Annotated in this window: 20 protein-coding genes; 5 read left to right on the forward strand and 15 right to left on the reverse strand. The window is 67.9% G+C overall.

Features of this window, described 5'->3' with window-relative positions:
• Window positions 1-68 precede the first annotated feature (68 nt).
• The 3 genes from I73_RS20530 (at window position 69) to I73_RS20540 (ending at window position 3,000) form a co-directional block, all read left to right on the forward strand.
• On the forward strand, window positions 69-2,162 hold the full coding sequence (locus tag I73_RS20530) for an FAD-dependent oxidoreductase (protein WP_022982337.1): 2,094 nt from the start codon (window positions 69-71) through the stop codon (window positions 2,160-2,162).
• A 26-nt stretch (window positions 2,163-2,188) separates the two neighbouring features.
• Window positions 2,189-2,566, forward strand: coding sequence for a cupin domain-containing protein (locus I73_RS20535; protein WP_051049302.1), 378 nt, complete (start codon window positions 2,189-2,191; stop codon window positions 2,564-2,566).
• A gap of 110 nt (window positions 2,567-2,676) precedes the next feature.
• On the forward strand, window positions 2,677-3,000 hold the full coding sequence (locus tag I73_RS20540; protein ID WP_148289876.1) for a hypothetical protein: 324 nt from the start codon (window positions 2,677-2,679) through the stop codon (window positions 2,998-3,000).
• A 458-nt stretch (window positions 3,001-3,458) separates the two neighbouring features.
• On the opposite strand, the gene I73_RS20545 is transcribed toward I73_RS20540, so the two are convergent.
• Window positions 3,459-4,772 carry a type II toxin-antitoxin system HipA family toxin gene (locus I73_RS20545; protein ID WP_022982340.1) on the reverse strand — a complete coding sequence of 438 codons (1,314 nt, stop codon included), beginning with the start codon at window positions 4,770-4,772 and terminating at the stop codon, window positions 3,459-3,461.
• Between the two features lie 3 nt (window positions 4,773-4,775).
• Entirely contained in the window at window positions 4,776-5,033 is a 258-nt protein-coding gene (locus I73_RS29465) for a DNA-binding protein (RefSeq protein ID WP_234409565.1), read from the reverse strand.
• 295 nt (window positions 5,034-5,328) lie between these two features.
• Between I73_RS29465 and I73_RS20555 the strand changes: the two genes are divergently transcribed.
• Together I73_RS20555 and I73_RS33320 are read left to right on the forward strand one after the other, a co-directional pair.
• The gene (locus I73_RS20555; RefSeq protein ID WP_022982342.1) at window positions 5,329-5,568 is read left to right on the forward strand and encodes a hypothetical protein; all 240 of its coding nucleotides are present in this window, start codon (window positions 5,329-5,331) and stop codon (window positions 5,566-5,568) included.
• Window positions 5,561-5,734, forward strand: a complete 174-nt coding sequence (locus I73_RS33320; protein WP_022982343.1) for a hypothetical protein — start codon at window positions 5,561-5,563, stop codon at window positions 5,732-5,734. The genes I73_RS20555 and I73_RS33320 overlap by 8 nt, the downstream gene beginning before the upstream one ends.
• A 157-nt stretch (window positions 5,735-5,891) precedes the next feature.
• Here the strand turns inward: I73_RS33320 and I73_RS20565 are convergent, their stop codons facing one another.
• The 13 genes from I73_RS20565 to I73_RS20625 form a co-directional block, all read right to left on the reverse strand.
• The gene (locus I73_RS20565) at window positions 5,892-7,214 is read right to left on the reverse strand and encodes an AAA family ATPase (protein WP_022982344.1); all 1,323 of its coding nucleotides are present in this window, start codon (window positions 7,212-7,214) and stop codon (window positions 5,892-5,894) included.
• A gap of 3 nt (window positions 7,215-7,217) precedes the next feature.
• On the reverse strand, window positions 7,218-8,204 hold the full coding sequence (locus tag I73_RS20570) for a reverse transcriptase domain-containing protein (RefSeq protein WP_040501217.1): 987 nt from the start codon (window positions 8,202-8,204) through the stop codon (window positions 7,218-7,220).
• A gap of 632 nt (window positions 8,205-8,836) precedes the next feature.
• Entirely contained in the window at window positions 8,837-10,012 is a 1,176-nt protein-coding gene (gene argE / locus I73_RS20575; protein WP_022982346.1) for an acetylornithine deacetylase, read from the reverse strand.
• The gene (locus I73_RS20580; protein ID WP_022982347.1) at window positions 10,005-10,679 is read right to left on the reverse strand and encodes a DUF1028 domain-containing protein; all 675 of its coding nucleotides are present in this window, start codon (window positions 10,677-10,679) and stop codon (window positions 10,005-10,007) included. Before I73_RS20580 ends, argE begins: the two co-directional genes overlap by 8 nt.
• A 28-nt stretch (window positions 10,680-10,707) precedes the next feature.
• Window positions 10,708-11,145 (reverse strand): RidA family protein, encoded by a 438-nt coding sequence (locus tag I73_RS20585; RefSeq protein ID WP_022982348.1) that lies wholly within the window; start codon window positions 11,143-11,145, stop codon window positions 10,708-10,710.
• Window positions 11,142-12,446, reverse strand: coding sequence for an NAD(P)/FAD-dependent oxidoreductase (locus I73_RS20590; protein WP_022982349.1), 1,305 nt, complete (start codon window positions 12,444-12,446; stop codon window positions 11,142-11,144). The genes I73_RS20585 and I73_RS20590 overlap by 4 nt, the downstream gene beginning before the upstream one ends.
• A 188-nt stretch (window positions 12,447-12,634) precedes the next feature.
• Window positions 12,635-13,102, reverse strand: a complete 468-nt coding sequence (locus tag I73_RS29470) for a hypothetical protein (RefSeq protein ID WP_022982350.1) — start codon at window positions 13,100-13,102, stop codon at window positions 12,635-12,637.
• Window positions 13,099-13,908, reverse strand: a complete 810-nt coding sequence (locus I73_RS29475; protein ID WP_022982351.1) for an FAD:protein FMN transferase — start codon at window positions 13,906-13,908, stop codon at window positions 13,099-13,101. Before I73_RS29475 ends, I73_RS29470 begins: the two co-directional genes overlap by 4 nt.
• Window positions 13,896-14,441 carry an FMN-binding protein gene (locus I73_RS20605; protein WP_022982352.1) on the reverse strand — a complete coding sequence of 182 codons (546 nt, stop codon included), beginning with the start codon at window positions 14,439-14,441 and terminating at the stop codon, window positions 13,896-13,898. Before I73_RS20605 ends, I73_RS29475 begins: the two co-directional genes overlap by 13 nt.
• Entirely contained in the window at window positions 14,441-15,763 is a 1,323-nt protein-coding gene (locus I73_RS20610) for a porin (protein ID WP_022982353.1), read from the reverse strand. The genes I73_RS20605 and I73_RS20610 overlap by 1 nt, the downstream gene beginning before the upstream one ends.
• 46 nt (window positions 15,764-15,809) lie before the next feature.
• A complete protein-coding gene (locus tag I73_RS29480; protein ID WP_234409566.1) occupies window positions 15,810-17,015 on the reverse strand; it encodes a cytochrome-c peroxidase in 1,206 nt (401 codons plus the stop codon).
• A gap of 173 nt (window positions 17,016-17,188) precedes the next feature.
• Complete coding sequence (locus I73_RS29485) at window positions 17,189-18,184, reverse strand: glycosyl hydrolase (protein ID WP_022982355.1); 996 nt, start codon at window positions 18,182-18,184, stop codon at window positions 17,189-17,191.
• The coding region (locus I73_RS20625) for a di-heme oxidoredictase family protein (RefSeq protein ID WP_306304242.1) at window positions 18,184-19,241 on the reverse strand (1,058 nt) is incomplete at its 5' end. The genes I73_RS20625 and I73_RS29485, both read right to left, overlap by 1 nt.

Raw genomic sequence — 19,241 nt, forward strand, 5'->3', positions numbered from 1 at the left:
ACCTGTCCCTGCATTCCTTCGACAAGTACACCGAACTCAAGACCCCCTGGATGCAGTTCCGCTGAGCCATGAGAGACCCCCGCTACGACATCCTCTTCGAGCCGGTGCGCATCGGCCCGGTGACAGCCAAGAACCGCTTCTACCAGGTGCCCCAGTGCAACGGCATGGGCTACCGCGACCCGACCGCCCACGCCACCATGCGCGGCATCAAGGCCGAAGGCGGCTGGGGCGTGGTGTGCACCGAGCAGGCCGAGATCCACCACACCTCGGAGATCACGCCCTTCATCGAGCAGCGCATCTGGGACGACCAGGACATCCCCGCGCTGCGGCGCACGGTGGACGCCATCCACGCCCACGGCGCGCTGGCCGGCATCGAGCTGGCCTACAACGGCATGAACGGCTCCAACCTCTACACCCGCGAGGTGCCGATGGGCCCGGGCCACCTGCCGGTGGCCACCTTCAGCAACGACCCCTACCAGGCCCGCGCCATGGACAAGCGCGACATCGCCAATCTGCGGCGCTGGCACAAGGCCGCGGCCCTGCGGGCCAAGCGCGCGGGCTTCGACATCGTCTACGTCTACGCCGCCCACGGCCTGGGCACGCTGCACCACTTCCTGTCGCGCCGCTTCAACCAGCGCAACGACGAGTACGGCGGCTCGCTGGAAAACCGCACCCGCCTGATCCGCGAACTGATCGAGGACACGCGCGAGGTGGTGGGCGACCAGTGCGGCGTCGTCTTCCGCATGAGCCTGGACGAGCTGATGGGCCCGGTGGGCCTGCACCGCGACGAGGCTCACGACCTGATCGGCCTGATCGGCGACCTGCCCGACCTGTGGGACGTGACCCTGGCCGGCTGGGAGAACGACTCCACCACCTCGCGCTTTGAACAGGAGGGCTACCAGGAGCCCTTCGTCACCGGCATCAAGAAGCTCACGGCCAAGCCGGTGGTGGGTGTGGGCCGCTTCACCTCGCCCGACCTGATGGTGCGCCTGGTGCGCCAGGGCGTGCTGGACATGATCGGCGCCGCCCGCCCCTCCATTGCCGACCCCTTCCTGCCCCGCAAGGTGGAAGAGGGCCGCATCGAGGACATCCGCGAATGCATCGGCTGCAACATCTGCGTCTCGGGCGACTTCACCATGTCGCCCATCCGCTGCACCCAGAACCCCACCATGGGCGAAGAATGGCGGCGCGGCTGGCACCCCGAGAAGATCGCCCCCAAGGGCTCGGACGGCAAGGTGCTGGTGATTGGCGCCGGCCCCGCCGGCCTGGAGGCCGCCCTGGCCCTGGGCCAACGCGGCTACGAGGTGATGCTGGCCGAGGCCGGGCGCGAGCTGGGCGGCCGGGTCAGCTTGGAATCGCGCCTGCCCGGCCTGTCGGCCTGGAACCGCGTGCGCGACTACCGCGTCTTCCGGCTCAAGCAGATGGCCAATGTGCAGATCTGCCTGGACAGCCCGCTGAGCGCCGACGACGTGATGGGCTTCGGCTTTGAACACGTGGCCGTGGCCACCGGCGCCCACTGGCGGCGCGACGGCGTGGCCCGCTGGGCCACCCTGCCGGTGCCCGTGGCGGCCGGCGCCGAGGTGCTGACGCCCGACGACCTGATGCAGGGCCGGCGCCCCCAGGGCCGTCAGGTGCTGCTGTACGACGACGACCACTACTACATGGGCGGCGTGCTGGCCGAGCTGCTGGCCAAGGAAGGCTACGAAGTCACCCTGGCCACCCCGGCGGCCGATGTCTCCAACTGGACCCACGCCACGCTGGAACAGGCCCGCATCCAGAAGCGTCTGCTGCAGCTGGGCGTGCACCTGCGCCCCCACCGCGGCCTGCTGGGCATCGGCCCCGAAGGCGCACAGCTGGCCTGCGTGTTCACGGGTGATGAAGAGCGGCTGCCCTGCACCGCCACCGTGCTGGTGACCGCCAAGCTGCCCCACGACGCCCTGTACCACGGCCTGCTGGCCCAACAGGCCCACTGGGCCGAGGCCGGCCTGCGCAGCGTCACGCTGATTGGCGACGCCAACGCCCCCGCCCCCATCGCTGCGGCCGTGTACGCCGGCCACAAATACGCCCGCGGGCTGGACGGCCCCGAAGACACCGGCGACACCGTGCCCTTCCTGCGCGAGGTGGCCCAGCTGGTGCCGTGGACCGCCGCCACGCCCGCCTGACCTCCACACAGAGAAAGTTTCAGCCCATGATCCCCTTCAAGCTCGACATGGACCGCGTGCCCCTGGACGACTGGGGCACGCCCGAGGACATCGGCGCCCAGAGCCTGGGCCCGGCCCCGCGCGTGGCCGGCAAGATCCTCTTCGGCACGCTCGATGCGCCCGTCTCCGGCGGCCTGTACGCCGCCACCCGCGGCCGCTACCGCGTCACCTACCCCTTCGACGAACACGCCACCCTGCTGGACGGCCAACTGGCCCTGACCGACGAGGCCAGCGGCCGCACCGTCGTCTACGGCCCCGGCGACAGCTGGATCATCGCGGCCGGCAGCACCATCGTCTGGGACATCCGGTCGGAGGGGGTGAGGAAGAGCTATTTGGCGGTGAGCCCGGGGGCGAAGGCGGCCTGAGGCGACTGTCCGAGGGGGCTGGGCTGGTGGATCGAACGACCTGAGTCCGCCATTTGCCAAAATCAGGAACACCATCGGAAACCGGCATCCCCCTTCGACAGGTGCTCTTCATGAAACTCACCCATCCCTTGGCCACGCTGTATGGCGGCCTCGTCGCCGCTTCAGCAGGCTACGCGTGGGTGATGGATGTCCGCTTGCTCCATGCAACCACTGAACACCTGCTGCCCGATCTGCTGCTGGCAACCGTGACCTTGCCGGCCTCCCTCACGGGAACGTGGATGTTCCAAGCCTGGCCGGGCCTGTTTTCTCAACCGCTGGTGCAAACCGGGTGGCTGACGCTCTGCGGCGCAGTTCAGGTCACCGCCGCATTCCTGGTCGGGCGCTGGATGACAGGGCCACGAACGCACCCCCACACCAGCAAGCACGGCACCTGAACCCACCGCCAGACTGCAGTGACCACTCGGCTTCTTCTTCGTGCATTGGCATTGTTGGTGGCACCCCTTGCCTGTGCCTGCAGTCGGGATCTGGAGGTGAACGTGCTCTCTCAGGTCACTTCTGCGAACGGTGCCTACACCGCCGAGGTTCGCGAAGTGGTCTATGGGCCCCACTTTGGTGGTGAAACACCAGCCATCGAAGTGTGGGTCTCCCACGCGGGGCAGTCGGAGCGCGTTCTGGCGAGTCCAGAAGATGGCACCGAGGTGCTCCCTCGCTGGGTGGGCCTCGCTCGGTTGCGGCTCCAAGTCACTGGCAGCCAGGCGGCCGAGAACTTCAGGCCATCCTCTCTCGGGGCGTCCATTGAGCTGGAAAGGCTCTAGGCCCGCAGCCACGACGGGTCAGAGCCCACGCCGCTTGGTTCGTCCGAGATATCCGGCCGGAGGGAGTGCGCCAAGCTTCACCCAAAAGGTCGCCGGCGTGAGCGCCTCTTGGGCTCCAGCTGAGTGAATGCCTCGGCAGAGAAGCGCTCGCGTTGCAGCCGCAGTTCGTCGCCATCGATGGACCGGGCCAGCACCTCGACATCGCCGCGGCTGACGCCGACGGCCTCGAAGTGGGCCCGCCATCCGTTGACCACGCCGATGACCTGGGCGACCTCGGCGGCGGCCTCGGCGGCCGTCAGCCCGAAGTCCTGGTGCCGTGACATCGCGTTCTTCAGCGAGGACTCGTGGCCCAGGTCTCCGCAGACGAACTCCTGGTAGCCGTGGGCGCCTTGTGAAGGCAGGACGTCATAGGCCGGCGACAGGCTGTAGCGGCCATGGCGGTCAGGCTCGAAGGCCAGAAGCGCGTGGTTCTTCTCGTGGTCGTCGGTGTTGTCCATCAGGATGTTGAACACCATCCGACGAAAGAGCTCGCGGGCATCGCGCAGGTTGGCCCCATCCTTGGCCACGCCCACGCGCCGAAGCAGGCGCGCCAGCGCGGGGTAGGACAGATCCGGCTCCTGGCCCGCGGCAGCTTCGGCCCGGAGCGCGGTGCCGGCGGAAATGCCGTGGATGCGCCGCGGCCCCTCACGGTCGAAGCGCCGAATAGCCACAGCGTTACTTCTGGCCAGAGGAATCACCCGCGTCTCGGCCACGCAGATGCCGGCCCGGGCCGCCAGCGTCATCGTCGCGTGCTCGATCAGCTGCGAGTCCAGCGGGTCGTCCCGGCGCCTGAACTTGATGATCCACTCTTCGCCGTCGATCTCGATCAAGGCCTTGGGCTGCGCGCCGCCCAGCGAGCCGCCGCCGGCCAGCATCCGCCGCTCCGTTTCGGAAACGGGCTCGGAGGCCTCGACCTTGGCCACCACATCGCCAAGCTGCTGGGCCATCTCGTGCCGGGCAACAGCGCCACCCGTGTAAGGCAGGTACGCCGTCGCCGACGTGGACACCCCCAGCGCGCCAAAGCGGTCGTCGCCCGCGTAGAAGAGGTACTCCATCAGGGACAGCCGGTCCGGCCGCACGATGTAGCGGATGACGCGCTCCCCCCAACGGTCAGGGCGTGCGTCGTCCACGGCGCCCACAGCCCGGGCCTGATCGGGTGCCAAGCGGCCCTGCGGGAGGTATTCGCGGTCCACCAGGGGCAGGTCTTCACTCAGCGGGAAGCCGTGGGCCAGCCAGTCCTGGGCATACTGCAGAGAGACGCCGCGGCCAGACGCCACCAGGCGCAGCCGCCCCACGCAGCGGTGCTGCTCGGGACCCGGGATGTGCCAAAGGTAGAGCTCATCGTGCCGCATCGGTCACTCCTGGCGCTGGCGGCCAGCCTTGTTGGCAGCGGCCTTCAAGCGGGCCTCGGCCGCCGCGTTCGCACGCTGCCGGCCAAGTTCCACCGCTTCACGCACGTCCAGCTCCAGCGCGCCCTTGTCTTCCTCGGGAGCGGCCAGGCTGGAGAGCCCACCATCGCGCCCGATCAGCCACAGCGCCGTGGCCACGATGCCCAGGCCGACGCCGGGATCACCCGCTTCCAGACGCTGCAGCGTCGGCACGGAAACCCCCATGCGCTGGGCCCAGGTCTTCAGAGACTCCCCCCGACGCAACCTGGCCACAGCCAAGTCGGCCCCGAGCTTTTCAAGGGCATGGACGGTGGAGGGGGGGAGCTGCTGGAGAGCTCGGGGGGGCTTTGGCATACATATAGATATTATCGAAATGGCCAATTTGATGCAAATCTATGTGCATGCGTGTGCATGGGTGGAGGTTGGTGCAAGCCAGGCACCCGCCACAGCAGTGACACCCCTCGCGGTGCTGCGGTAGATTGTGCGGGACTCTTTCATCGACCCCTGTTAGGAGCCGACCATGGGCTTTTCAGCCAGCGATGTGGGGCCCCTCCCTCAGGCGCGCGCCAACCTGTCCGATCTGGACGATCACCACAAGCTGGAGCGCGAGCACATCCACCTGCTGCTGATTGGGGACGCCAAGCGCGGCCTGGCCGACATCGAGGCGGGCCGCACCGTTGGGGCCGATGCCGCGATCGCCCGGCTTCAGCAGCGCCGCGAAGGCGCCGCCATGGGCAAGACCGCCAAGACGCGTGACTGAGGATCTTTGCCGGAGCGGCTTCCTGGGGCGGCCGGACGCCATAGACGCGTTCTTGACCAAGGCCGAAGTGGCCTTCGCCTTCGACGAGCCGCTGTCCATCGAACAACACCGCTCGCATTCGCTTGGGTTCACTCGGTTGCTGCCACTGCAGAGCTGCCCGGTCTGATCCCAACTGGCTGCCGCAGATTGAGCTGAGACGTAGCTGCTTGCAGGCCGAGTGTCGGTTCCCCGCCGACAGCTGCCTCTTACGACGCACCTCAACCGTGGGCGGCTGGCCGCAGCCAGAGGCTGCCACCGACAGTTTCGATTGCCGACAACCAAGGTCAAGCACGGCACAAGAACTGACTCAATCGCGCAGCAAACGCCCGAATTTCCTGGTCGTGCAAGTCGCAGAGCAGGCAGTTGATCTCTTCGGCAGAAAGGATCCCTAGACGCTGAATGCGTTCATAGAGCGGCTTGGGCCTCAGCGATGCGCCTTCGTCGAATGCGTGTTGGAAACTGGGCAGGCGGTAAGCATCCCAAAGCGCTTGCTCCACGTTGTGAAGGGGGATGCAAATCGTGCCACGCGGAAGATCACGCCGATTTTGATCTCCGTCCAATACAGAAATAACGTGCGGCTCTGGCCCAAAGAATTGGGCACGCCGATTTCGGCGCATCAGGTCAGTGACTTGGTCCGCACCTCCAATATAGATTATCTGATACGAGAAAAATGCTGGCGGGCAGTAACGCCGAATTACATACTCAAGGAAATTCTTCAGGACTTCGTCTTCCGTCAGGAGGTAGCGATCGGAACCTCGGAATCCGAATAAAATGCTCTTGACAGAATTAAAAGACATCTGCGTCAGAGTGATTTCCTCTGCAGTGCGCTCTAGGTATGCAAGCTCCCCCACCTCCAGCGTCTGCATAAGCGCGAGCGAGTGAGTCGTAAATACCACCTTGGAATGGTATCGATTAGCAAGTAGACGCATTTGGACAGCCAGTCTCGCCTGCGCCCTAGCGTCTAGCGACGTGTCGATCTCGTCGATGAAAACCAAAGGTCGACCCGCAGAGATCAACCTGAAAAGATGGATCAAGAAATATTCGCCAGAGCTGAAATAGTCCTCACGCAGATAACGATCGTCACCCTGCACAAAGCAGCAGCATGGACCGCGGCGCAGACGAATTTCGACGAGACCGTCGAACCGTTCGTCACCGTAGACCTCGTTCAGGAAGGCAATCAGTTCGTCCGGCCTCGCGTATTGGCCAAGCACAATGGCTCGCCGGATTTCAGCATCGGACTCGACGAGCGTCCCAAAAAAGGTGAACCGTTGTCCGTACGGTGCAGGAAGTTCGACTGCCAGCATGCGCTTGGTCGCCTCAGGCACCGGGATACGCGTTGTGAGAGTTCGTGTTGCGGCTTCGAAGCTAAAGGTGAACTCGTCATCTCCGACCCGGTAGACGATCCGGCTGTTCGGCGTGATTGAGCCCGACGACGATGTTCGAATAAACGTGTCGGCGAACGCCAAGTTCAAGAGTGACTTGGCTAGGGTAGTCTTACCAGTTCCGTTGCCACCGACGATGCCGAGCAGGCCCGGCATATCGAGATCCACCTCGAAGACATAGCTGAGAACTGGCGGAATGTTCTGAATCTCGACTCGAAACCACATGGCCTACGAGAACGAACGGTGAAGAAAGTAATCAACTGACGCCGCTCCGAACTTCCGGCGCAACTTGTCGAGGTAGGCCTTGTCGATAGTGTTCACGTAGTTGATCAGCCCCGACAGTCTACGCTCGCCTTTTGCGAGGTCATTGCCCACTCGTTCAAGGAAGCGTGATCGATTTCTTGAGTGAAAGTGCAGCAATACCTCGATCTCGTCCTTGACGGCTGCGTCGACCGATACGCCTCCGTCGGGAAGCAACACCATCCCCAGCAGCTTGACCTTCGTTCCGCGATGCATGCGTTTAGTCTTAGCTCGATTGAGCGTGAACTCGCCTGGTAGGACTTGCTGCAAAGTACCTGCGACTATCTGTTCGATCCCATCGAGGGCGTCCTTGCTTTGCCCTGAAACGATGATGTCGTCTGAGTAGCGTGTAAGCGTCAACCCTCTACTTTCGCAAACAATACTCATGGCGTCGTCGAAGGGTTTCAGCGCGGCGTTGCTGATGCCTGGCGAAGTTGAAAATCCAACCGGCAAGCTGGATTCTGGACAAACGAGATCTACAAAACGGTCAAGCCAATGGCCGAAATCTGCAATTGGAGTGCGATCGTTCCCTTGGTCAATCGTCAATCGAACGCGCCCTCGGTTGAGGCTAGGAAAGAAGTGGGAAATGTCGCAGACGAGAAAGTGTTTCCCGTCCCTGTGACGGGCCACTGCATCGAATGCGCTCATGCCTCTTCGATATGAGTAGACGACGTCCTCGTTGATCGGCAGGTAGTCAACAACGAACAGTCGCACGAACTCCAGACACCCAGCGAGTACGTCATTGGGCACTAGGATTGCGCGAACCTGACCTGCCTTGGTGTACTGCTCCCTCTTGCAGTTAAGTAGCACATCCATTTCGATCAGATCGCGGAAGTCGCGTTTGTCGTGATAGACCGCGCGAAACAGATCCGCCATTGGTCGTTTTGCGGTAGTCGGCGATGCTGCGATGGACATCCAGGCGGAATCCCTTAAAATGCGCCCCATGTCAGCTGACTAGGAGCATCTCCAGTCGTTTAGGCTGACCTCTAGGCCGTCTGATCTACTTGTGTGGCGCGCTTGGTAATGTCCAAGCCGCCACACAAGACGTAGAGCGATGGTCTCCTTCGCGGTAACCCGACTCCAATCGGTTGTTACACGCAGCCTACAGCATCTTAGACGCACACTGGTGTTCACCTGCAGTAGCAGGTAGCTGAGCGCCAGCGTACAGGCTTACGGACCGTTGCTCTGAAGCCGTTCAGCCGTCGACCCCGCTCGCTCAGGCGGCGCGTCAATTTCTTTGCGGTGCGGATGCATCTTCAACGAGTCTAGTTCGTCAGTGCGAGGTGGTTTGGACCTGGGTTCCGTCGGCACTTCATTGCGCGTCGTGTGCATCCCTCCCCTGCTTCTGGCTCAACGTGCATTCGAGACCCGTACCGAAAACACTGCGCGGCATTCTCTAGATCCTTCGACGAAGGATCGGTGCCAAGAATTGGCCCCGACGGGCAGGGGAGCTATCCTTGAAGGACCGAGAACGAAGGAGCGCAACCACTGCAGAGCCGTCCCCCTTGTGACAGCTACCGCCGCCAGTCGGCCCCAGCTCCCGGCATCTAGACCTGCGCCTCCCCGCCCCCCTCCAACACCTCCCCCAACCTCCCCAACATCGCATCACACGCCTGCAGCTGCGCCACGGTGACGTACTCGTCGGGCTTGTGGCCTTGGTCCATGCTGCCGGGGCCGCAGACCACGGTGGGGATGCCGGCCTGGTGGAACAGGCCGCCTTCGGTGCCGTAGGCCACGGTGCCAAAGGCCGAGCTGCCGCTGATGCGTGAGAGCAGGTAGGCGGCCTCGCCGTCGGCCGGGGTGGCCAGGCCGGGGTAGGCGCTCAGGGGTTCGAACTGGATGTCGGCCTGGGGGTGCACGGCCTGCATGCGGGGCAGCAGGTCCAGCAGCGCGTGCTGCAGCAGTTCGTCCACCACCTGCTGGGCGTCAAAGCCTGGCAGGGCCCGCACTTCGAAGTCGAAGCTGCAGTCGGCCGGCACGATGTTCAGCGCCCGGCCGCCCTGGATCAGCCCGGTCTGCACGGTGGAGTGCGGCGGATCGAAGCGGGGATCGTGGTGTTCGGGGCGGGCCAGTTGCTGGCCGATGTCGCCCAGGCGGTGGATGAGCCGCGCGGCGTATTCAATGGCGTTCACGCCCTGCGGTGCATAGGCCGAATGGCAGGCCGCGCCGCGCACGCGGCAGCGCATGGCCAGCTTGCCCTTGTGGCCCAGCACGGGCTTCATTTCGGTGGGTTCGCCAATCAGGCACAGGCGGGGCTTGTACGGGCGCTGGGCCAGCTCGGCCAGCATGGGGCGCACGCCCAGGCAGCCCACCTCTTCGTCATACGAGAACGCCAGGTGCACCGGCCAGTGCAGCGGCCGCGCCTGAAAGCGCGGCACCGCCGCCAGCACGCAGGCGATGAAGCCCTTCATGTCAGCGGCGCCGCGGCCGTACAGGCGGTCGTCCTGCACGGTCAGGGCAAAGGGGTCCACCGTCCAGGCCTGGCCGTCCACCGGCACCACGTCGGTGTGGCCGGACAGGGCCACGCCGCCGCGGTCGGTGGGGCCCAGGGTGGCATAAAGGCTGGCCTTGCTGCCTTCGGCGTTGAGGAACAGCTCGCTGGCCACGCCCCAGCCGGCCAGGTAGTCGCGGATGAAGTGGATGAGCCCCAGGTTGGGGTTGCGGCTGACGGTGGGCTGGCTCAGCAGCTGCGCCAGCAGGTCGATGCTGCGGGGCTCATTCATCGCCCGGCACCCCGTAGCTGGGGGCGGCGGTGGGGTCCAGGGCGCGGGTCAGGTAGTCCTGCATCTGCGGGCGATAGGCCTGCCACAGGCCGGCCAGTTGGCCGATGGGGTCGGCCTCGGCCCAGTCCACCCGCAGGTCGATGATGGGCCAGGGCACCTCGCCCACCACCTTCAGCGCGGCGGAATGCACGGGGCCTGCCTCGCCCCCGGCCGCCAGCGCGGCCTGCATGGCGGCCAGCAGGCGGTCGGCCAGCGGGCCGGGGGTGCTTTCAAACGCGGGCACCATGGCCTCGATGACGGCGGGGCTGGCCAGCAGGTTGCCGGCGGCCACGCATTGCGCGCCGGCCACAGCGTGGTGCACGCCCAGGGCCTCGCGGCCGCTGAAGTGGGCGGTGCGGCCCTGCGCATCCACCACGGTCACCTGCCGGTGCTCGTGCCAGGGCTCGGCGGCCATCACCTGGGCCAGGGCGGCTTCGGCCGGCGTTTGCGCAGCCAGGCGGGCCAGCACCTGCGGGCCCAGGGCCGGCAGGGTGATGTTCTGGGTGGAGACGGCCCCCACCCCGGCCTGCAGCCAGGGGCAACGCGCGCCCACGGCAATGCTGGAGGAGCTGATGGCCACGCCCAGCTGGCCGGTGCGGGCACAGCGCCCGACGATGGAGAAGGTCATGGCGATGTCCTCGGGTCTTGGCGTTGGATCAGGCTTGGGGCGGCACCCAGCCGTCCGGGATGACGGCGATGACGTCGATCTCCATCAGCCATTCGGGCTGGCCCAGGGCCGCCACCACCAGGCCGGTGGAGATGGGAAACACGCCCTTGAGCCACTTCCCCACCTCGCGGTAGACCGGCTCCCGAAAGCGCGGATCGGTCAGGTAGGTGGTCGTCTTGACGATGTGGCTCAGGTCGCTGCCGGCTTCCTTCAGCAACTGCTGCAGGTTCTTCATGGCCTGCTCGGCCTGGGCTCGCGGGTCGCCCAGGCCCACCAGGTTGCCCTCGAAGTCGGTGCCCACCTGGCCGCGCACATAGACGGTGTTGCCGGCGCGCACGGCCTGGCACAGGTCGTTGTCCAGCGACTGGTTGGGGTAGGTGTCCTTGGTGTTGAACATCCGAATGCGGGTGTGGGTCGGCTGGCTCATGCGGTGATCTCCTTGGCATTAGCCTGCGCGGCCACGCTCCGTTCAGGCGCGGCGCGGTAGGCGCCGTACTTGCGCTGGGTGGCAATGTGGTCGGCGATGTACTTGGCGTCGTGCCACACGCCCCAGATGAAGGTGGAGCCGCGGCGCGACAGCCAGGGCAGGCCCAGGAAGTAGACGCCAGGCTCGCTGGACACGCCGCGCTGGTGGCGGGGCTTGCCGTTCGCATCCAGCGCGTCCACCTGCAGCCAGCCGTAGTCCACGGTGAAGCCGGTGGCCCAGACGATGGTGCGCACGCCGGCCTGGGCCAGGTCCAGGCTCAGCAACGGGTGCGTCACGCAGGCCGGGTCGGCCAGGCGGCGGCGGGCCTCGGGTTCCTCAGGCAGGTCCAGGCCGTGGCGGGCGATGTAGGCGTCGGCCGCGTCCAGCATCTGGCGCAGGTTGTCGTCGCCGCGGGCGATGTTGTCGGCCAGGTCGGGCGCAAAGCGGGCCACGCCGTTCTCAAAGCCCTGGGTCACGCCCACCAGGGTGATGCCCTGGTGGCCCAGCGCCCGGAAGTCCACCGTGTGGCCGCCGCGCGCGCCGCTGACCGCGATGGTGACGTGCTCTTTGCCCGGCTCGGTGGCCGCGGCGTCCCAGGCGCCCAGCACGCCCAGCCACCAGACGAAATCCCGCCCGCGGTAGGAACGCGGCGGCCGGTCGTGCGCGCCCACAGAGAGGTACACCTGGCGGCCGGCGCGCTGCAGCTCGTCGGCAATCTGCACGCCGGAGGAGCCGCTGCCCACCACCAGCACCGCGCCTTCGGGCAGTTGTTCGGGGTTGTGGTATTGGGCCGAATGGATCTGGGTCAGGCCCGCGTCCTGGGGGGCGATGACGGGAATGAGGGGGCGCTGGAAGGGGCCGGTGGCCGCCACCACACGCTGGGCGCGGATGCTGCCTTCGGAGGTCTCCACCAGAAAGCCCGGCTGACCTGGCTGACGCACCACGCGCTTGACTTCCACCCCGGTGCGGATGGGGGCGTTGATCATCTTGGCGTAGGCCACGAAGTAGTCGGCCACGTCTTCCTTGGTCACGAACTCGTCCGGCCCGTAGCCGGGGAATTCCATGCCGGGGAAGCGGTCGTGCCAGGCCGGGCCGTTGGCCACCAGGGAATCCCAGCGCTCGGAACGCCAGCGCTCGGCAATGCGGTGGCGCTCCAACACCAGGTGGGGAATGCCGAGCTTGCCCAGGTGCTCGCTCATGGCCACGCCAGCCTGGCCGGCGCCGACCACCAGCGTGTCTGTTTCCGTCAAATCGAGGGACATGTCGTTCCTTTGGGGCGGCTCGCGCGCCGTTGGACATGGCATGGCCCTCGGCAGGCCCTGGCGGTCTGCCGTCACTCTCACCCATGCCCCGCGCTGGCCGCCGGGGTTGCTGTGAGAGTCATTCTGTTGAGAAGCGCCCCGCAGGGAAAATATGATTTTCGGAGCCGGGCGCGAGGAAAAAGCTTCGCTCAGGCCATGGCGCGGGCCGCGCGGCGGCGGCCGGTGTGCCACAGCAGCGGCACGGCCAGCAGCACGCCAGCGGCAATGTGCACGCCGTCCAGCGTGGGCCGCCAGTCTTCACCGCCGAAGTAGTAGAGCAGGTAGCCGCTGGCCACAAGGGCGATGAACAGGCTGCCCAGCCACAGGCCGGTGCGCCGCTGGCCGCGCCAGGCCGGGCGCTGGCCCATGCGCCAACCCGGCGGCAGGTGCTGGGCCACCACCGCGCCCAGGGCCATCAGGTTGAGAAACAGGGCCAGGCCGTGCAGCTTCATCAGCCAGGGCTCGGCCGGGTGCGGCAGGCCCTCGGCCCCGCCCGCGCCCACGGTGTAGTGCAGCGCGCACCAGCCCAGGCCGCTGACCCACAGCAGCGCGGTGCTCAGCCAGACCATGCGCTTGAGGCCCCGGCCCATGCCGGCGTGGCGGTGGCCGGGGCTCATGGCGCGGCCTCCGCCAGGGGTTGCAGCGCGGTGGCGTCATGGAAGACGGCGTGTGCGCCCAAGCCAGCCAGCCAGGCGGCCGGCAACTCAGGCTGCTGGGCCAGCACCTTGGTCAGCGCGTCGGCCGCCAGGGCGGTGGGGGCCAGCACACTCAGGTGGGTGTGAATGGGCGCAGCGCCAGCGGGGCTGTGCAGTCGGCTGCGCGCGCCGGGGCCGAAGTGGCTGGTGGCGGCGGCACCGTCTTCCAGCCAGCCCCAGGCGCGGGTGCCGCCCTGGGCCTCGTCGCGCAGCACCAGCGGCAAGCGCAGCGGGCCGAAGACGCGCAGGTCACCGCCCGCATTCACCCAGCCGGCGGGCCAGCCCTGGGCCTGCAGCCGGGCCACGGCCTGGTCGATGGCGTCGCCCTTGGCCAGGCCGCCTGCGTCCAGGCGGGTGCGGGCGTGCTCGCGCCACAGCCAGGTGCCGTCCCAGTGCCAAGGGCCGCTGCCCTGGGCCAGGTCGAAGGCGCCGTCGCTGAGGGTGGCCCAGTGGCAGGCGGCCGTCAGCACGCGCGCGGTGTGAGGGCGCACGCGCAGGCGGGTGGCCGGCGGCGCGGCGTGCAGGCGCGACAGATCGCTGCCGGGGTCGAAGATGGAGAGCTGGGCCTGGAGGTCCTGCAGCAGGGCCCAGACCGCCGCGAAGGCGGCCTCGTGCGTGGCACCCCCCGCGGGCGCGGCCAGGGGCAGGCCCACCTCCACCAGCGTGCCCAGCAGCGGCCGGGCGCGGCGGGCCCAGCCGCCGGCCGCCGCGGCGTTCAGCGCGCCCATGCGGGTTGCCCGCGCCGGGCCACATCCACCGCCTGCACGATGCGGCGGATGCCGTCGGTCACGTGGCTGCAGCTGAGGGTGGCGCCGCTGATGTTGGCGATGTCGCTGCCCACGCGCAACGGGGCGCTGGCGTTCTTGCCGACGAACTGCTTGCGCCAGGCCGGCAGGCGGATCTCGCTGCCATGGCTTTCGCGGTAGGACAGGATCTCCACCCCGCGGATGGCGCCCTCGCGGTCCAGGCCCACGGCGTAGCTGATGAGCTCGTACTTGCCGACCACGCTGTCCAGCAGCACCCAGCCCAGCAGCGCGCCGGCCTTGCGGGCCGCGCGCAGCTCCCAGCGGGCGGAGCGGCCCTTGGCGCCGGCGGCGTCCAGGGCCTGCAGCTGGGCCGCGTCCAGCGCCAGCGTGCTGCCGTCCCAGTGGTCGGCCTCGGGGAAGATGAGCTGCGCGGCCTGGTCCGCGCTGAGGTAGTCCACCGCGAAGGCGGCGGGGGATGCGCTGGCCATGGCGGCGGCTGTGACCCAGAAGCGCATCAGAAGCTCCAGCCCAGGCCCAGGTCCAGCCGGTTGGCGTTGCTGTTCTCGTCGAAGCGCTGCAGGTCGGCCTTGACGACCACGCCCGGCGTGAGCTGGAAGTTGGCGCCCACGGTCCAGACCTTTTCGGTCTTGAGACCGGTCGGCGTCACGCCCGCGCCCAGGTCGGCGTAGCTGCGGCCGGTGTTGTACTGCTCGTAGCGCGCGAAGGGCGCCAGCGCGTAGCTGCCCGATTGCCACAGGTGGTAGGCGGCCTGGGTGTACCAGCCGTCGAAGCGCTCGGGGATGAGCACGGCGCTGCCCAGCAGGGTGCTGTTCAGGCGCGCGGTGTTGCTGATGGTGCCGCGGCTGTACAGGGCCGACAGGTCCCAGGCGCCGGGCGTCCAGCGGGCGTGCAGGTCCCACAGGGTGACGCGGCCGCTGACGTTCTGCGTGGTCTGGCCCTGGCTGGCATTGCCGGTGAAGACCGAGCCGCCCAGCTGCAGGCCGGGGATGCCGCGCCAGTTGACGGCGCCGAAGACGGACAGATCGCGCGCCTTGGCCAGCGCCAGCTCCTGGTGGATGGAGCCCAGCGGAGACTCCTGCCCTTCGGATTCGGCGGTGGCGTCCCACTTGCTCAGGTCGAAGCCGGTGGTGACGCCGGCCTGCACGGTCCAGCCGTCGTCCAGCGTGCCGGCCAGTTGCAGGCCGCCTTCGCGCCAGGTGGTGGGGATGATGGCAGTCTCGACGAAGTTGCGCATGACGCCGTAGTAGGCGTTGGGCTCATGGTTCTCGTTGAGCAGGCCCACGGGCATCAGGAACAGACCGCCGCGGGCGGCCCAGTTGGGCAGGAACTGGTGCTCGACAAAGGCCTGCTCCACCTCCACCTCGCCCGGGTCGTCGGCCGAGCTGACGGTGTGTTCGACCTCCAGCTCGGTCACCACCTTGGTCTTCTCGTCGAAGCGGTGCTGGTAGGCCAGCACGAAGCGGGCGACGTCGGCGGTGGTGTCCTGGCCCGCGTGCTGGGGCCGGTTGTAGGTCAGCTCGGCGTAGCCGCCCAGCACGGTGGCGGGCTCGCCCGGTGCGGCTTCGGGCGCGGCCGCCACCGCAGGTGCGGCGGCCGGGGCTGCCGCGGTGGCCGGTGCGGCGGGCGCCGCGGCGGTGCCGGCGCGGGCCTGGGCCAGTTCGGCCAGCTGGGCCTTCAGCGTGGCCAGTTCGGCGGCCAGCTGGTCGACCTTGCGGGCCAGGGCCTCTTCCTGCGGGGTGGCGGCCTGGGCGGCGGCGGGGCCGGCCACGGCCAGGGCGGCCGCCAGGGCCAGGGCAGAGCGGGTCAGCGGGTGCATGGTGGGTGTCCTTGGGTTGGGTGTCTTGGAAGGGGAAACAGGCCGCTCAGTGGGAAGCGGAAGCGCTGGCCGTGCCGGAGCTGGCGCTCCAGCCGTCCGTCAGCGTGTTGAGGAAGGCGATGACGTCCTCGATCTCGCTGTCGCTCAGGGCCGGGGCGTCGCCGGGCTTGCGGTTGTAGGGCACCTCGGTGGTGTTGACGTTGGCGTGGTAGGCCGCGGGCAGGTCGTTGAACTTCTGCACCGTGCCGTCGCTGCCCACGGGGTAGAACTTCTCGGGGTTGGTGTCGCGCTGGACGTAGAAGGTGATCGCGTCCTTGAGCGTCTTGAAGTAGCCGTTGTGGAAGAAGGCCTTGCGCAGCGCCACGTTGCGCAGGCTGGGCACCTTGAAGGCGCCGCACAGGTCGGTGCGGGCCGTCAGGTCGCCGGTCGAGCGGGCGCACAGGCCCAGGTCGTAGTAGCTGGCATCAGCGTTCTGGCTCAGCTCAGGATTGCGGGGCACGCCCAGCACGTCGTAGGTGAAGTCGGTGAACAGCGGCAGGGCGCCGTTGGGCGACTGCGAGGACGGGTGGCAGGCCGCGCAGTTGCCCTTGGTGGCGCTGTTGAACAGGGCCAGGCCGCGGGTCTCCTGCTCGGTCAGCGTGGTCTGCCCGCGCAGGAAGGCGTCGTACTTGCTGGTGTAGGCGTGGAACTCGCTGTCCTCCAGCTGGTACTGCTGCAGGGCCTGGGCCATGCGGTCGAAGGCGTCGGCCGGGCGGGTGAGGATGTCCGCGCCGAAGACGGTCTTGAACTCCGCCGCGTAAGACGTGGCAGCCAGCTTGGCCACCACATCGGCCACGCTGGTGTTGGCCATCTCCACCGGGTTCAGGAAGGGGCCCTTGGCCTGGTCCTTCAGCGAGGCGGCGCGGCCGTCCCAGAAGAAGCCGCCGGTGGGCGTGCCATCGGCCGCGAAGTAGAAGGCCGTGTTGGTCTGCAGGTAGCGGATGGAAGGCGAGTTGCGCCCGCCCTGCAGCGTCATGTCGGCGCCGCCCATCTGGGCCGCCAGCGCGTTGGACGGCGCGTGGCCGTTCTCAGGGTCGTGGCAGCTGGCGCAGGCCTGCTGGCCCGAGGCCGACAGCGAGGTGTCGGCAAAGATCTTTTTGCCCAGTTCGGCCTGGGCGGACAGCGTGGTGCTGGAGCTGCCGGAGGCGGCGGTGCTGGCCGAGCCCCCTCCGCAACCCGCCAAGGCCAGGCACAGGGCCAGGCCGGACGTCACAAGCGCGGTGGTGTTCACTGGTGGTGTGGGTATTAATAAGAATGGTTCGCATTCTATTTAACGATCACGAATGAAGGCAATGTCCGAGCAACAAGGTAGGGGGCCGTCGACGCGCGGCGGCAACGGCGGCGTCCGACCGGTGCGGTGGGAACGCCGCCGCCAGGAGACGACGTTCAGGACGCCGTGTATGGCAACGACAGGTAGTGCTGGCCCAGCTCGGTCAGGGTGCCGGCAGCGGCCAGCACGCTGGTGAAGTGCGGGTCCGGGTTCCACCGCCCGGTGAACCAGGCGTAGCGCAGCACGTCGGTACGGGCCTCGCAGGTGGCCACCATGTCGCTCATCTGCGCCTCTTGCTTGGCCACGGTGTCGATCTGCGCATCGCCGTCGCCGCTGTGCCAGTTGGCCATCTCGGTCACCCAGAAGGGCTTGCCGTACTTGGTCAGGCGGTTCAACTGATCGTCCAGGCCGTAGTCGTACCAGTGGAAGCCCAAGGCGTCGATGTGGGGATCGCGCCCGGCGTTGGCGCCGCGGTAGGCGGCGTAGAAGGCATCCAGCCAGACGACGGGATCGGCGTAGCCCGCCAGCGTGCCCCAGGTGATCTGCGGCCCGATGAGCTGCACGCCCGTGGCCTGGGCAATGGCCTCGAAGCGCGGCCACAGCGCGGCCGCCTGATCGGGCGTGAGGCTGGCCTGGTCCGTCAGATTGGGCTCGTTGAGCACCAGCAGCTGGCGGATGCCGGGATCGGCGCGCAGCGCCTGCAGCACCTGCGTGTCGTCGAAGGACCCGTTCCACAGCATGGGCACGAAGTCCATGCCATAGCGGCTGCGCAGCGTGGCGCTGTCGCCCCCGCTGGGCTGCAGGCCCCAGTCGTACCACCAGCCCACACCGGGGGCCAGCGCCGCGTAGTCTTCCGCCACGCCCAGGTCGTAGGCGATGCCACGCTTGGCGCTGCGGGCCGGCCCGGCGGGTGGGGGCGCGGGGGGCGTGGGGGCCGGCGTGGGTGAAGGCGATGGCGAGGGCGACGGCGTCGAGTCACCGCCACCGCCGCCGCAGGCAGTCAGGGCGACCGAGGCCGCACCGACGGCCCCCGCGGCCAGCAGGGTGACGAACTGGCGGCGCTGCGCCTGCCCGGGGGCCGGCGCGGGACGGGTGACGGGGCGCATCGGCATCACAGGGAGTTGAGGAAGGCCAGCAAGGCGTCGCGGTCCGCCTTGGAGAAACCCACGAAGCGCTGCCGGCTGGCCGTGGCCTCGCCGCCGTGCCAGACGATGGCTTCGGTCAGGTTGCGGGCGCGGCCATCGTGCAGATAGCCGATGGGGGTGTTGCCGGCCACGAATTGGCTGTAGCCGATGCCCCAGAGGGCCGAAGTGCGCCACATGTTGCCGCTGGCCTGGCCTTCCACCAGGCCGTCGGCCAGGTCGCTGCCCATGTCGTGCAGCAGCAGGTCGGTGTAGGGCTTGATGGTCTGGTCGCGCACCTCGGTGAGTTCGCTGCCCAGGCCCGTCTTCATCTCGCTGATGTGGCAGGCCGTGCAGCGCGCCTGTGCAAACAGCTGCGCTCCCCGGGTCACCTGGGCGGTGTCCACCTGCAGATAAGGCAGCGGCGTCACGCCCTTGGGGAAGCCGCTGCTCTGGCTGCGCTGGGCCGGCACGCCCAGCAGACCCAGGTAGCGGGTGACCAGGGTCAGCGCGTCCTCCGGAATGCCGTTGGCGGCCGGGCCGCTGCGGCAGTTGGCGGCATCGGTCAGGCAGGACCGGCTGGGGTAGACGGGCGAGGTGACCGACATGTCCAGCAGCAGGGCGTTGGCCGCCTGATGGCGCAAACTCACCTTGGCGGCCTTCCAGCCGTAGCGGCCCAGCCGCACCACGCCGGTCTCGGGGTCGTAGGCGAAGTTGGCGCGCCCCATGACGCCGTCGGCGTCCGGCGTGCTCCGGACCCGGGCCAGGATGTCGGCGTCGGGCACGGCTTCGAGCAAGCCCATGCCGATCATCGGCTGCGCGCTGCGCAGCGAATACACCTCGGGCGTCACGCCGTCGAAGGCGATCCGCGGCTTGGAAAGCTCGACCACCGTGCCATCGGCCAGCGTGACGGTCTTGGTGTCGAATCCGGCCACGCGCACGCCGGTGCCCCAGTCCTGCAGCGCGCCGGTGGTGGCCGAGCGGGCGTGCCATCTGCACGGCCAGAACGTACACCGGGTGAGGCAGCTGCTTGCCGTCCGGGGCCGTC

It is taken from the genome of Ideonella sp. B508-1, from assembly GCF_000333615.1.
In the GTDB taxonomy this organism is placed as follows: domain Bacteria; phylum Pseudomonadota; class Gammaproteobacteria; order Burkholderiales; family Burkholderiaceae_C; genus Ideonella.